This window comes from Commensalibacter sp. W6292M3 (genome assembly GCF_016101315.1).
GTDB lineage: Bacteria > Pseudomonadota > Alphaproteobacteria > Acetobacterales > Acetobacteraceae > Commensalibacter > Commensalibacter melissae.
Genome location: NZ_JACFQT010000001.1, coordinates 700,956 through 715,639, shown reverse-complemented (window position 1 = coordinate 715,639; position 14,684 = coordinate 700,956). Strand labels below are relative to the sequence as shown.

General features: G+C 37.8%; 17 protein-coding genes. 6 read left to right on the top strand and 11 right to left on the bottom strand.

Annotation, left to right across the window (positions count from 1 at the left end):
• Window positions 1-732, bottom strand: a complete 732-nt coding sequence (locus H3T57_RS03270) for a 3-deoxy-manno-octulosonate cytidylyltransferase (protein ID WP_155568111.1) — start codon at window positions 730-732, stop codon at window positions 1-3.
• 125 nt (window positions 733-857) lie between these two features.
• Here H3T57_RS03270 and H3T57_RS03265 point away from each other — a divergent pair, with 125 nt between their 5' ends.
• The 4 genes from H3T57_RS03265 to H3T57_RS03250 all read left to right on the top strand — a co-directional run bounded on the left by H3T57_RS03265 (window position 858) and on the right by H3T57_RS03250 (window position 5,158).
• Window positions 858-1,355, top strand: coding sequence for a cytochrome c family protein (locus H3T57_RS03265; protein WP_122123584.1), 498 nt, complete (start codon window positions 858-860; stop codon window positions 1,353-1,355).
• A gap of 210 nt (window positions 1,356-1,565) precedes the next feature.
• Entirely contained in the window at window positions 1,566-2,351 is a 786-nt protein-coding gene (locus tag H3T57_RS03260) for an inositol monophosphatase family protein (protein WP_347400789.1), read from the top strand.
• Window positions 2,352-2,376: 25 nt separating this feature from the next.
• Entirely contained in the window at window positions 2,377-3,636 is a 1,260-nt protein-coding gene (gene serA, locus H3T57_RS03255; protein WP_155580416.1) for a phosphoglycerate dehydrogenase, read from the top strand.
• A 37-nt stretch (window positions 3,637-3,673) separates the two neighbouring features.
• Window positions 3,674-5,158, top strand: a complete 1,485-nt coding sequence (locus H3T57_RS03250) for a YifB family Mg chelatase-like AAA ATPase (protein WP_198193169.1) — start codon at window positions 3,674-3,676, stop codon at window positions 5,156-5,158.
• Here H3T57_RS03250 and metC read toward each other — a convergent pair.
• Window positions 5,150-6,373: a cystathionine beta-lyase gene (gene metC, locus H3T57_RS03245; protein ID WP_198193168.1), complete on the bottom strand. Its 1,224-nt coding sequence runs from the start codon at window positions 6,371-6,373 to the stop codon at window positions 5,150-5,152. The genes H3T57_RS03250 and metC overlap by 9 nt on opposite strands.
• Window positions 6,374-6,648: 275 nt before the next feature.
• Between metC and H3T57_RS03240 the strand changes: the two genes are divergently transcribed.
• Entirely contained in the window at window positions 6,649-7,305 is a 657-nt protein-coding gene (locus H3T57_RS03240) for an endonuclease/exonuclease/phosphatase family protein (protein ID WP_155566812.1), read from the top strand.
• On the opposite strand, the gene cls is transcribed toward H3T57_RS03240, so the two are convergent.
• On the bottom strand, window positions 7,300-8,736 hold the full coding sequence (gene cls / locus H3T57_RS03235) for a cardiolipin synthase (RefSeq protein ID WP_198193167.1): 1,437 nt from the start codon (window positions 8,734-8,736) through the stop codon (window positions 7,300-7,302). The genes H3T57_RS03240 and cls overlap by 6 nt on opposite strands.
• A gap of 67 nt (window positions 8,737-8,803) precedes the next feature.
• Between cls and H3T57_RS03230 the strand changes: the two genes are divergently transcribed.
• Complete coding sequence (locus tag H3T57_RS03230; RefSeq protein ID WP_198193166.1) at window positions 8,804-9,199, top strand: YraN family protein; 396 nt, start codon at window positions 8,804-8,806, stop codon at window positions 9,197-9,199.
• Here the strand turns inward: H3T57_RS03230 and H3T57_RS03225 are convergent.
• The 8 genes from H3T57_RS03225 to purC form a co-directional block, all read right to left on the bottom strand.
• Window positions 9,196-9,561 (bottom strand): hypothetical protein, encoded by a 366-nt coding sequence (locus tag H3T57_RS03225; RefSeq protein WP_198193165.1) that lies wholly within the window; start codon window positions 9,559-9,561, stop codon window positions 9,196-9,198. The genes H3T57_RS03230 and H3T57_RS03225 overlap by 4 nt on opposite strands.
• A gap of 122 nt (window positions 9,562-9,683) precedes the next feature.
• On the bottom strand, window positions 9,684-10,013 hold the full coding sequence (gene grxD / locus H3T57_RS03220; RefSeq protein ID WP_155565467.1) for a Grx4 family monothiol glutaredoxin: 330 nt from the start codon (window positions 10,011-10,013) through the stop codon (window positions 9,684-9,686).
• Between the two features lie 24 nt (window positions 10,014-10,037).
• Window positions 10,038-10,265, bottom strand: coding sequence for a BolA/IbaG family iron-sulfur metabolism protein (locus H3T57_RS03215; RefSeq protein WP_198193164.1), 228 nt, complete (start codon window positions 10,263-10,265; stop codon window positions 10,038-10,040).
• Between the two features lie 2 nt (window positions 10,266-10,267).
• On the bottom strand, window positions 10,268-12,478 hold the full coding sequence (gene purL, locus H3T57_RS03210) for a phosphoribosylformylglycinamidine synthase subunit PurL (RefSeq protein WP_198193163.1): 2,211 nt from the start codon (window positions 12,476-12,478) through the stop codon (window positions 10,268-10,270).
• Window positions 12,478-13,176 (bottom strand): phosphoribosylformylglycinamidine synthase subunit PurQ, encoded by a 699-nt coding sequence (gene purQ, locus H3T57_RS03205; protein ID WP_198193162.1) that lies wholly within the window; start codon window positions 13,174-13,176, stop codon window positions 12,478-12,480. The genes purL and purQ overlap by 1 nt, the downstream gene beginning before the upstream one ends.
• A complete protein-coding gene (locus tag H3T57_RS03200) occupies window positions 13,176-13,577 on the bottom strand; it encodes a Rap1a/Tai family immunity protein (protein WP_155566819.1) in 402 nt (133 codons plus the stop codon). The genes purQ and H3T57_RS03200 overlap by 1 nt, the downstream gene beginning before the upstream one ends.
• Entirely contained in the window at window positions 13,574-13,816 is a 243-nt protein-coding gene (gene purS, locus H3T57_RS03195) for a phosphoribosylformylglycinamidine synthase subunit PurS (protein WP_155565471.1), read from the bottom strand. Before purS ends, H3T57_RS03200 begins: the two co-directional genes overlap by 4 nt.
• The gene (gene purC / locus H3T57_RS03190) at window positions 13,813-14,583 is read right to left on the bottom strand and encodes a phosphoribosylaminoimidazolesuccinocarboxamide synthase (RefSeq protein WP_155566992.1); all 771 of its coding nucleotides are present in this window, start codon (window positions 14,581-14,583) and stop codon (window positions 13,813-13,815) included. Before purC ends, purS begins: the two co-directional genes overlap by 4 nt.
• Window positions 14,584-14,684 lie beyond the last annotated feature (101 nt).

Below are 14,684 nucleotides of genomic sequence, written 5' to 3'. Positions count from 1 at the left end.
TTAAATAATTCGTTTTCTTATCCGTTCAAGATCGTCTGGTGTATCAATTCCCAATGGCGCTTCATCTATTACAGCACAACCAATATTCATTCCAGCTTCCAAAGCTCTCAATTGCTCGAGTTTTTCACGTTTCTCTAGTAAAGATTGAGGCAAGTTTATAAAACGGTTAAGAGATTTTCGCGTATATGCATAAATACCGACATGGTGCCATAATGGACCCTTTCCCCATGGAATTGTTGCACGAGAAAAATACAGAGCCTTCGCAAACAATAAATCCTCACTAAAACTGCAAGCCACCTTTACTACGGAAAAAGCCGTCTTTTCAAATTCATTTTTCACGGGAGCTATTAAGGTTCCGATATCTATTCCAGAATATTTCAGCGGTATCAGTGATTTACCAATATCTGATGGATCAATGAGGGGTAAATCGCCCTGAACATTGATAATCGTATCAATGTGATCATATTCCTGCAGTAAGGATAGCGCCTGATAAATTCGGTCTGAACCAGATAAAAGATTTGGATCCGTATCAATTGCCCTGCCCCCGTTTTCCCTGACAATCTCCGAAATTTCCCTGTCACCTGAAGCTACAACCACTGGTCCGATTTTCGTTTTTAAAGCCTGTTCCATCACCCTGACTATCATAGGTTTTCCACCGATATCAACTAGGGGTTTTCGTGGCAGTCGAGTTGAGGCCAATCGTGTTGGAATAAGGATCAAAGCAGGCTTCATCAACAATTCTCTATAAATAATATATATATCAGTTTTTCTTTATGTTGTATTATTAATAATAAGCTTTTATTCTATAATCAATTTAATAATCATAGTTGTTATTCAAGAAACCAAAGAAAAACAAAATGGATAGTTTTGACTGGAACCGTATAGCTGCAGCTTGTGTCATATCCTGTGGAATATTGTTTGGTAGCTGGTTGATAAGTAAGATCCTGATTCCTTACTCACCGCTTACATCATCGGTATATGCTAGTGAAAATCAAGAAACCATTGATCTCAAAACCGCCGATATAGGCAAAGGAAAAATCATTGCCTCACAACAATGCGGAGTATGCCACAGTTTCAGACAGGGTGAACCTGATAAAATAGGGCCTTCACTTTTTAATATCAAAAATAAAAAAATTGCCTCCAGTCCAAACTTTAATTATTCTTCCTCGCTTAAAATTCATGAAAACGAATACTGGACAGTGGAAAATCTAAATAAATGGCTTGCCAAACCACTCGCTTTTGCTCCCGCTACTCTAATGGCTTATGGTGGTCTTTCATCTAATAAGGATCGGGCGGATGTTATTGCATATCTGAATTCTCTGACAGGCAATAATCCTCCTTCGGGACAAAAATAAAAAAACTAAAATAAAGAACCATTTGCATATGTAATAGATTGCAACTATGCTTAACCCAAAAAATGATTTTTGAAAAATTATAATATTTTAAATTTTATTGATTTCAAACAATAGGTTTTATAGTCTTTATGCTCCAACAATTTTAATGTTAAAATTATAAATCAATTAATTTTTTACCCTTATCACCTATTGTCTAATCAGGAAAATATAGTGAAGAATTTAAATTCTTATCTTCAGATTGCTGAACATGCCCTTCAAGAGGCACAAAAAGTTATTTGTCCCTATTTTAGACATTCAATTCATGCAGATGACAAATTTGATGAATCCCCCGTAACAAAAGCCGATCGTGAAGCTGAACAAACGATCCGACAAATCCTAAAACAAGAAACACCCGATTTTGGAATTATTGGAGAGGAATATGGATCAGATAATATAAATTCCAAATTTCAATGGGTTATAGATCCAATTGATGGAACCAGGGCTTTTATAACAGGCCGTCCCTTATTTGGAATATTAATCGCCTTATTGTATGAGGGTAATCCTGTATTGGGAATCATTGACCAACCGATACTCAAAGAGCGCTGGATTGGTCTTGAAGGGTATGAAAGCCAATTTATTTCAGAATTTGGTGGTCATATAGGTACAAGAAAATGTATTGACCTTTCCATAGCCGAAGGTTCTTGCACTGCACCTGAAATCCTTGATCATTCTCCAAACATTCGCTGGAAATCATTGTGTAAAAAAATCAAGAGAATGAGCTGGGGTGGAGATTGTTACGCGTATGGTTTATTGGCATTGGGTCAAATTGACCTCATAATTGAATATGGCAATAAAATTTGGGATTGGGCGGCCTTGGTTCCAATCATAAAAGGAGCCGGAGGATCAATAACCGACTGGAATGGAAATTCCCTATCTCTTCAAAACAATAATAAATCTGTGCTAGCTTTGGGTGATCCAGGCTTAAAACAGGACGTTATCAAAATTTTAAATTTTTAGTTTCTATATATTAAAGAGAAAATTAATGAATTCACATCTATCATTACCCAAAGACAAAATTCATATTCTTTTATTAGAAGGTGTTCATCAAAGTGCCGTCGATTTATTAAAAAAGAATGGGTATAACAACATTACCTATCTTAAGACAGCCTTGGAGGGCGATGCTTTAAAAAAAGCGATCAAAGGTGTACATTTAATCGGTATTCGCTCCCGTACACAATTAACCAAAGAAATCTTGGATGAAGCCGATAAACTGATTGCTATTGGATGTTTTTGTATCGGCACAAATCAAGTTGATCTTAATGCTGCACGCAATCTGGGTATTCCTGTTTTTAATGCCCCCTTCAGCAATACCCGTTCGGTGGCGGAATTGGTAATGGGTGAAATCGTCATGCTGTTAAGGCGCATTTTTGTTCGCTCATCCGAATGTCATAAAGGACTCTGGGACAAAAGCAGTATAAACAGCTGGGAGGTAAGAGGCAAAACTTTAGGAATTGTGGGATATGGATCCATCGGATCACAATTATCAATTTTAGCCGAATCTTTTGGATTACAGGTTATATATTATGACATAGTTGATAAGTTAAGTCATGGAAATGCGCGTCCTGTCCAGTCATTGAAAGATCTTTTACAGATAAGTGACATTGTTAGCCTGCATGTGCCTCATAATAAAGGCACTATCAATCTGATAGGCGAAAAAGAGATAGCCTTGATGAAACCAGGTTCATTTCTTATCAATAACGCTAGAGGACAGGTTGTTGATATTGATGCCCTTGTACAAGCATTGAAATCCAATCATCTTTTAGGTGCGGCAATTGATGTATTTCCTGTAGAACCCAAAGTTAAAGGTGAGGAATTCACTTCACCATTACGCGGATTGGATAATGTTATCCTAACACCTCATATAGGTGGATCCACAATCGAGGCGCAAGAACGAATTGGTCGGGAAGTAGGAAATAAGTTTATTGAATATTCGGATGTCGGTTCAACCCTAAGTGCCGTAAATTTTCCAGAGGTTCAGTTGCCAATCCGTTTAAAGGGCACACGATATATGCATGTTCATCAAAACATTCCTGGCATCATGCAAAAAATTAACAACATATTTACCAAGGTCAACGCCAATATTTCCGCTCAATATTTACAGACGGATGGTGAAGTGGGTTATGTTGTCATTGAGGCAACAACCGATGGGGATAAGGAAATTGATATTGAAATTTTGCGAGCCTTACGCAATCTTGAGGGAACGATCAGGGCTCGAATCCTTTATCGTCCAAATGAGTTGTAATTAATTAAAATTTTAAAGTCAGGATCCATATTCTATAATGGCAATAACCAGAATATCAACTTTTGCCTTTTCTGGTATTGATCCTATTTCTGTGGAAATTCAGGTTCAAATTTCTCGAGGCTTACCCACATTTACAATTGTTGGCCTGGCTGATAAGGCCGTGACTGAATCCCGTGAACGGGTTAAGGCCGCCCTTATCTCAATGGGTATAGCCTTACCACCGAAACGGATTTTGATAAATCTTTCTCCAGCCGATATTATTAAAGAGGGCACTCATTATGATTTGCCTATTGCATTGGGACTGTTGGTCGCTTTGGATATTATTCCTGAAGGAATGTTATTGAATTATGCAGCTGTTGGCGAATTATCACTTGATGGAAAAATTAGTGCTGTCAACAATGTAATTTCAGCAACTATTGGAGCTGTTTCTCAAGAAAAAGGTTTGATTTGTCCAGCCATACAAGGAAGCGAAGCCCTATTGGGTGGAGATATAGATATAATTGCTGCTCCCGATCTGCTTTCTATCATCCAGCATTTTTTGGGAAAACAGATTTTAACGCCTCCTAAAATGTTACAGTCTCCAAAAACCTCCCATGATTATGATTTGTTTGATATCAAAGGTATGGAAAGTGCAAAACGCGCCCTGGAAATTGCCGCTTCAGGTGGGCATTCAATGTTGATGATTGGGCCGCCAGGATCTGGCAAATCCATGCTTGCAACAAGATTGCCCAGCATTTTACCTGATTTAACCGCACAACAATCTTTAGAGGTTACTCGTATTTATAGTGCTGCGGGATTATTAAACGGTTCTGTCCCTATCAGACAACCTCCCTTTCGAAACCCGCATCATTCTGCCAGTCAAGTTTCATTAACTGGAGGAGGAATAAAAGTGAAACCGGGTGAAATAAGCTTGGCTCATCATGGAATATTATTTTTGGATGAATTTCCTGAATTTACGAGGAACAGTCTTGAAGCATTAAGACAACCGCTTGAAAATGGTAAAGTATCTATTGCCAGAGCGATGAATCATATAACTTTCCCTGCGAAATTTCAATTAATTGCCGCAATGAATCCCTGTCGATGTGGATATATGGGCGATACAGAACGTGAGTGTCATCGTGTCCCCCGCTGTGGTGAAGAATATACTCGTAAGATTTCTGGTCCATTATTGGATCGTATCGATATTGTTACCTATATTGAACCGATACCACCACGCGATATCGTTTCCATACCGAATGGTGAAAAAAGTGTAAAAGTTGCAAAACGTGTAAAAAAAGCCAGAGAAAAACAATTTGAAAGACAGAACTATTTAAATTGTGAATTAAATAATAATCAAATATCATTATCTGCCTCGGTGGCGGAAATAGTAGAAAAAGCTTCAATGCAATTACGCCTTTCTGCCCGAGGCATCACAAGATTATTGAGGGTGGCTCTTACAATCGCAGATCTTTCAGAAAAGGATGAAATTGATATTTCCAGTATTACTGAAGCGTTGTCCTATCGAAAACGTAATCTACTTTAACGTTTTATCAAAAGCTTGTTTTAAATCTTCAATCAAATCATTTTCATTTTCTAAACCGATATGAAACCTACAAGCCGAACCAGTTAAAGTTCTGCTTTTATATTTCCTTCTTATCTCTCCATCAGTGAGTAAAACCAGACTTTCATATCCCCCCCAAGAAGCACCAATTGAAAAAAATTTAAGATGATTAATCATTTCAATAACTTTTTGCAAAATAATATTTTTTTTGAAAACCACTCCAAATACACTGCTTGCACCTGTAAAATCTCGTTTCCAAAATTCATGCCCATAACAACTTGGCAATGCGGGATGAAGAACCCGTTCAACATAAGGTTGCCGACTGCACCATTGTGCAATTTTTAATCCGGTCACTGATTGTTTTTCGAGTCGCGCTGCCATAGTTCTCAACCCACGCAATGTTAACCAGCATACATCTGGTGCTGCCACCTCTCCCATGGCGACAGCATAATCCCTTAAAATATGCCAGTCATCATCACATTTAACTGTAATGGCACCAAGTACTAAATCTGAATGACCATTGGCATATTTTGTTAATGCCTGAACAGATATATCCACTCCATGCTCGAAGGGCTTAAATATACCTATTCCCCATGTATTGTCTAATATTAGTTTAGCTCCATATCTATGAGCTATTTCAGCCGTACCGGCAATATTCTGAATTTCAAAACTATGACTACCGGGACTTTCCGTAAATATTAATTTCGTATTGTTTTGAATATAGGTTTCAATTTCATCAAGATTACAATCAGCGGGGTAGTAGCTGATTTTAACTCCAAATTTTCCCAAAACAGTCTCTGCAAACCGTTTGGTTGGCCCATAGATACTGTCAATTATCAAACAATGATCACCTGACGATAAAAAACCTAATAGAGGTATAGTACAAGCTGCCAAACCCGATGATACTACTTGACAATGTGATCCTCCTTCAATTTGGGCAATAACTTGCTCAAGCTGATGCTGATTTGGTGAACCCATTGCTCCATAAAGCGTTTCATGTTCATACTTACCTTTTTCCGAACGACGCATAGCCTCAACTGAAGGATATATAACTGTCGATCCCCGTGCGAGCGGATCATTTACAAACACACCTTTCTCGGGTAATGAGTATGTCTGTCTACCTATTTGGACCAAAAATGTTGACAAAATTTTCCATCCATAGGAAACGGCCAATTCTTCAGATGATATATGAGACATGCTTTAACCTTTTTGATAAAAAATCTTTTACTTACTGAAAAATCATTTTATAAAGATTCGTCATATTTTTATATTTAAATACTGTTAGCAATAATTGAAACTCATACTTTATAATATTTGCAAATTAGTAATTGTTATCGATAATTAATTATCCCAAAAATGTTACTAAAATTCTTATATATTGAAAAACAAAGATTAATTCTTAAATTTGTTGGATCAGAAATAGGTAGTAATATTAACTATATTATCAGATAACTATCCAAGAATATCAATTCATGACCCTTTCAATTACGCCACATTACAAAATTCCTAACATTCCTAAAATATTTTCTCAAATGAAAATTATCAGCTGGAATTTGTTAAGAAAAATTGGAGCATCCCCATATGACGTTGCTTATTTAATCAATAATCACAAACCTGATTTATTGTTAATGCAGGAAGCAACAGAGGAAATTAATATTTTACCCGATCTTGTTGGTGGTTATTACAGTCGTTTTCCATTACCTGGCAGAATTCATGGTGTTGCTTGCTGGAGTCCTTACCCATTTTTTTCGCCACCCACGATTTGCGATTTACCCCGAGGCACATTAATCAAACGTGTTGCCCAATTGATCGATTATGGAAATTTCTGGATAGCTAATGTCCACCTATCCCATGGTCAGATATTGAACCGTAAACAATTACAGGCTCTTGCCGGTATTCTACCTGATCACGCTGCAGTTTTAGGTGACTTTAACCAGATTGGTCCCGCATTATTACATGGATTCAGAGATGTTGGGCCCAATGAACCAACACATAAAATGGTCAATCTTGTGCCAATTCGTCTCGATCGTTGCTTGATCAAGGGTATGGAATGTATTGCAAGTCAGGTTTTATCCAGATTTACATCCGATCATCATCCAATAATGGTGATATTACGTCCAGTCTTATAAATATGGAAGCAGCAATCGAGTGGTAGCATCTCTTAATTTTACTAGGAAGAATCTTTTTTCAAGCTCTTTTAATTTTAATGGCTTGTTTTTATGCAATATAATGAAATCGTCGATTTTTTCTGAAAATTTTTCATGATAAACTTCCATATTGATTTCAAAATTCAATCTTAAACTGCGCATATCAATATTTGAACTACCAACAAAGGACCATAAACGGTCAATAACCATCAGTTTGGAATGATTGAAAGGGGGTTTGGCCAACCAGATTTTACATCCATAACGTAAGGGTAATTTATTGTTTATGTTTCTGGCCCAATCAACCAAAAACTGATTGCTTTGTTCAGGGGTAATTATATCAGTTTCCACCCCTCGAATGGCAGCCATACATAACAATGATAGAAAACGGTCATCTGGCAAAAAGTAAGGGGTCATAATCCTTATTGATTTACGCGCCAAACTTATTGCCTGCATCATTGTATATTTGATTTTTTCCATATCTGAATCAGGACCAGCGGTTATAATGCGACATACCATATCTCCTTCCTTTTTCACTTCAGGAAAAAATTTTTTATCATCCAGCTTTTCCGATGTAATAAAAAACCAGTCCTGCAAAAAAGCTTCGGTTAATTCATGAACAATGGCGCCTTTTACTCTAAAATGAGTGTCTGAAACCGGATTTTTAGGGCATTTTGATAACACATTTACAGCAGCGATATTTAAACCTCCTATAAACCCAATCTTTCCATCTACCACCAAAATCTTCTTATGAGTTCTTAGGTTTATAAACGCCATTTTCCATGGAAGAAATGTATGCATAAACCTGTCTATACGAACGCCATGAGCTTTTAAATATTTGGCAATGGGACAATAGAAATAACCGCTACCTATTCCATCGACAAGTACACGGACAACAGCGCCCCTTTCATGTGCCCTGATTATCGCATCGGCAAATTTCCTGCCAATATCATCACTTTTAAGAATATAAGAGGATAAGAAAACGCAACTTTTTGCAGAATTTATTGATTCCAGCATAACGGGATAGGCTTCATCCCCATTATGATATATATCAATATTATTTCCTTTTAATAATGCCCTTTGTGTAAAGCTTTCTACAACTTTAGCCAATGGATAAAAATGACCTTGAACTGTATAATTAAAATTGCTTTTGGTAAATTTATGATGCCAGGGCCTGTGTGTGGCCAATTTTTGTGCCTTTCGGGTAACACGATTTATACCAAACATAAAATACAGAATAAAACCCGTAATTGGCATTATCCACGAGAATCCGATCCATCCTATCGCAGATTTGGTATCTCTCACATGTTTCAAAACATGATATGTAACCACTATTAATAAAAATAATCTTAGAACCGCCATTACCCAATCTTGCTTGACATCAATAAAAAACAGATAAGTATAAAAGGCAGTCATAAAATTCCATTCCATATAATTAACAACATATATTTTTATTCTATTTTAATTATGTTATGCTTTAATTATGATCAAATTTAGTAATCGTCAAAACGATTTTAATTCTTATTCTTTCACCAATAAAAATTATTCTGCTGGATTATTAGCTGAAGAAAAAGTAGCGAACTATTTAAAAAAACTTGACTGGAACATATTGAATCAAAGATACCGCTGTCAATTTGGTGAAATTGATTTAATTGCACAACGTGCTGACTATATATTGTTTGTGGAAGTCAAGAAAAGAAAAACCTTGCGAAAAGCTCTTTTCGCTCTTACCAATAGACAAAAACAAAGATTGATTAATTCCGCGAATTATTATCTTGAAACGTATAACATGAATAATATCAATAATGTTCAATTTGATTACATTATACTAGATTCTCAAAATCGAATTGAACATCTTGAAAATATTACCGCTTATTAGCTGCGATGGCGACGACCTTTAGACTTTTTATGGGATGAAACATTATATAGAGCGTTTCTTACCCTCATTTTTCCTAGATTTTTTTGTCTGTAGGAAATTTTATGAACCAATGATGAATAACTTTTTTTTGAACTCGTGTGATAGGCAACATTCCTTAGCATTGGATGTCTTGATTTTCTCACGGTACGTTTGACAGGACGGTAATGATGTACTATAGGTGCAGCCGTAAGGGATGCAAGGGTTAACTTACCAGCTTCCGATTCCGTAACAATATGTTGTGCCTTAACAAAAGAAGGCGTTGAACATCCTAATATTGTAACCCCTAAAACCCAATAAAAAGTTTTTTTTACATTTTTTATCATTATCCCAGACCCTTAAACCAAATACCAACCTAGATATCAAGAAACACATTAAAGGATAATTTAGCAAGAATAAAAAGAAATAAAATAGAATTTTTATTCTTGCGTTGTAAAAATTCTACTATTTACTTGCTGATAATATTTTCATCCTGAAAAAGGGTTTTCAATTCGCCAGTGGCATACATCTCGCGAACAATATCACAACCACCGACAAGCTTTCCCTTGACATAAAGCTGAGGAAAAGTTGGCCAACTGGAAAACTCCTTTAATCCCTGCCTTAATTCATCATTTTCAAGAATATTTACATCCTTGAAGGAAACGCCCATATCAGAAAGAATATGAACCACTTTTGCAGAAAAACCGCAACTTGGAAAGTCTGCTGTACCCTTCATGAAAAGAACAACAGGATTGTTATCGATTTCTTTTTGGATTTGTTGAAATAACGGATTACTCATTTATTGTATAATTCCTTGATTAAATTATTTTAATACAGACGTTTGTAAAGCCAAGGCATGTAAATCTTTATCCATATAATTTTCCAATGCCTTATAGACAAGCTGATGTTGCTGAACTTTGCTTAATCCATCAAATTCTTTAGCGCTGATCTTGCAATAGAAATGTCTTCCATCATTTTTCAATGAACCAACATCAATAATAGCATCAGGAAATACTTCGACTAAGCAATCTTTAATTTCTGAAATATTCATCTTTAAACTTTCATTAAATTTTCAAAGAAGGACTTGGACGCAGCTTTCATTCTTGCAATTGTAATCATGGCACCTGATGGCATGACAAGGCTATCCCCACCAGTATACCCTATTAATCTTGCAGCAACACCCTGTTCTTTTGCTTTTGATATAATTAAATCGGCATCAGAAGTCATGACAATATAACGTCCCTGATCTTCACCAAACCAATAGGCTTCTGGTCGCATACCACTTTCAGGAACATCAAGCGTGCAACCGGTATTTCCTGCCATTGCCATTTCAGCAATTGAAATAAGAAGACCACCATCAGATACATCATGACAAGCTGCAACTAGTCCCTGGTTAATAATGGTGCGAACAAAATCACCATTGAGACGTTCGGTATTTAAATCAACAGGTGGTGGGTAACCTGCCTCTTGTCCCATAATTTCCCTGAGCCATAGCGTTTGACCCAAATGACCTTCCGTCTCACCGATTAGAACAAGTTTGTAATTTTTCTGTAAAGCGTTACCCACTGATTTTGAAACATCTTCAATAACACCTAAACCACCAATGGCAGGTGTAGGCAATACCGATACATTTTCATTTTGTGCATTACGTGTTTCATTGTAAAGTGAAACATTTCCACTGACAACAGGAAAATCTAGTGCGTTACAGGCATCTTTCATACCTTCAATAGCAGCAATAATCTGTCCCATTATTTCAGGTTTTTCCGGATTACCAAAATTTAAATTATCGGTTATTGCCAGTGGTTTGGCACCTACTGCGGTAATGTTGCGCCATGCTTCGGCAACAGCCTGTACTCCACCCTGATAGGCATCGGCTTGACAGTAACGGGGTGTACAGTCTGTTGTTAACGCAAGACCTAAATGATGACCATCAACCTTTACCACCGCTGCATCACCTTGTCCTGGACGATAGACTGTCTGACTACCAATCGTGCTGTCATATTGATCCCATATCCAGGAACGGGATGCCAAATCGGCACAACCCAGCAACTTTATGACGGATTTTTCAATATCGATAGTAATATTTAAAGGCGCGATAGGTTGTGGTGCAGGATAATTGGAGGATGGTCGTTTATAAAGTGGTGCCTCATCAGCCAGGGGTGCAAGGGGAATATCAGCTTCTGTCTGGTTATTATGTTTGATAACAATACGTCCCGTAGCCGTCAGATGTCCAATAATGGCAAAATCCAACTCCCATTTTTCGAAAATTTGCTTGGCAATCTCCGTTCGATCTGAATGCAAGACCATAAGCATTCTTTCCTGACTTTCGGAAAGCATCATTTCATATGCTGTCATCTGGTCTTCACGTTGCGGAACGTGATCCAAATCCAGCTCAATACCGACACCACCCTTTCCGGCCATTTCCACAGCCGATGAGGTCAGACCAGCAGCACCCATATCTTGGATGGCAACAATGGCATCCGTTGCCATTAATTCTAGACAGGCCTCAATCAGCAATTTTTCAACAAATGGATCTCCAACCTGGACGGTAGGCCGCCTTGATGCTGAATCCTCATCAAATTCCGCAGAAGCCATTGTTGCCCCATGAATGCCATCACGACCCGTTTTGGAACCAACATAAATTACAGGGTTACCTACTCCAGCTGCAGCTGATAAAAATATACGGTCTTTTCTTGCAATTCCAACCGTCATTGCATTGACAAGCGGATTGCCGTTATAACTTTCATGAAAATTGACTTCTCCACCGACCGTAGGAACACCTACACAATTTCCATATCCTCCAATACCCCGAACCACTCCATCCACAATATGACGAGTCTGGGGATTATCGGGGCTTCCAAATCGTAAAGCGTTCAGGTTGGCAACCGGTCGTGCACCCATGGTAAACACATCACGCAAGATACCGCCAACACCCGTTGCCGCACCTTGATAAGGTTCAATAAAAGAGGGATGATTATGGCTTTCCATTTTAAAAACCGCCGCCAAACCCTCGCCAATATCGACAACACCAGCATTTTCACCTGGACCGTGAATAACCCATGGAGCTTTTGTCGGAAGATTTCTTAACCATGCACGGGAAGATTTGTAAGAGCAATGTTCTGACCACATGACCGAAAAAATACCCAATTCGGTCAGGCTGGGTGTACGCCCCATGATAGACAAGACTTTCTGATATTCATCAGCAGATAAACCGAACTGTTTTGCCAAAGCTTCATTTACAACTAATTTTTGTATCTTACTCATCAAGCCAAGGTCTCCATAATACCCTGGAATAAAGGTTTTCCATCTTCACTTCCCATTAAGGGATTCACCATATCTTCAGGGTGAGGCATCATTCCACAGATTCTTCCATTCGAACTTACAATACCAGCTATGGCATTAATGCTGCCATTTGGGTTTAACTGTCTATCTTCCGGATTTACAATTCCATTTGCTGAGCTATATCTGAAGGCAATCTGTCCCTCTCCTTCAAGCTGTCTTAAGGTTTCTGAATCACAAAAATAATTTCCATCTCCATGCGCAGTTGCTGTCTTGAAAACATCACCTTTATTCCACCCGCATGTAAAAGCGGTATCATTTCGTTCAATCTTTAAATGACAATCACGAGATAAAAATCTTAGGCTTGCATTCGGTAGCAAAGCACCGGGAAGTAATTTGGCCTCTGTCAAAATCTGAAAACCATTACAAATTCCAAGAATATATCCCCCTTTATTCGCAAAATCACAGATTTCTCTCATTATTGGTGAATGCGCCGCCATTGCACCACAACGCAAATAATCCCCATAACTAAATCCACCAGGCAAAACGATCATATCCAAAGAAGGTAAAGTTGTTTCACGATGCCAAACGATAACGGGAGTTACACCCGTTACCTGTTCAAAGGCAATCACAACATCTCGCTCACGATTGGTACCTGGAAAAACAACGATACCTATTTTCATTACCTTACCCCAACAGATGCGTTTTTACATGGATAAGATTCATGCAAAGCACTAAAGACAGTCGCTCCTGCTGGCTGGTTCAATTGATCTGGATGTGCCTTCATATAATCAATAATTTTTTGACGCATTTCATTGCCAGATACGGAAGGATCAATGCAAAAACCGGCCGGCGCCTTGGGATCGCCTTCATTTTTGGCATAGACTTTTGAAAATGCGACAGAATCAGCAATACCGCTAATATAAATATTACATGCCCTAACCGTCTGTGATTTTTGACATAATTGCAGAAAATCGGCAGCTTTAACTTTACTCACTCTTTGCGCCTGCACTGTTGAATTTGCGCAAGCCATTAACAAAGCGATACCGGATACAGTAAATAATATTTTCTTACCTATACTCATGATAAAACCTCGACTTCAAAATCTTCGATAACATTATTGGCCAATAAATTTTGAGCCATTTCTGTTGCCTTTTTTTTGGCTTCACTTACTGACATTTCAGATAGTTCAAGATCAACTACACGTCCAACGCGCACATCTTTTACTTCATTAAAAGACAGATTATGCAATGCATGGTTAATCGCCTTACCTTGTGGATCGAGAACACCCTGTTTCAACTGAATAATCAAACGTAATTTCATTCCATATGCTCCGGATTGCTACTTTCTATAACCTCAAAATTTTTTTCAGGAATAATTTTCAATCGCTTGGCGATTTCCTGATAGGCTTCTTCCACTCTACCAAGATCACGACGGAAGCGATCCTTGTCAAGTTTTTCACCACTTGCCATATCCCAAAAACGACAATTATCAGGTGAGATTTCATCTGCCAAAACGATATGAAATTCATCATCTTTCCATAAACGTCCATATTCAAGCTTGAAATCGATCAGCCTGATTCCGATACCCGCGAACAATCCTCTGAGAAAATCATTGATACGTAAAGTATAACTTACGATTTCATCCATTTCCTGCAAGGTCGCCCAATTGAATGTTGTAATATGATCTTCCAGAACCAGTGGGTCATTCAGTTCATCATTTTTCAAATAATATTCAACAATGGGACGGGGAAGTTTTTTCCCCTCATCCAATCCCAGACGTTTGACAATACTACCCGCCGCAACATTTCTGACCACAATTTCCAAGGGAATGATCTCAACAGATTTTACCAGTTGTTCCCGCATATTCAAACGACGGATAAAATGGGTAGGTATATTAATTTCAGCAAGCTGCAACATTAAATATTCGCTTATGCGATTATTCAATACACCCTTCCCCGTGATTGTACCCTTTTTTGCACCGTTACCAGCCGTTGCATCATCTTTAAAATATTGAACAATTGTTCCAGGTTCAGGTCCTTCGTAAAGAATTTTTGCCTTACCTTCATAAATTTTTCGCCGACGGGTCATCATGTCCCTTAATTTTACAATGTGATTAAAATAAATTGAAATAATAAGTACTTGAAATGCAAGCAAATATTATATGAACTTAAATCCATAATATTGCGAGA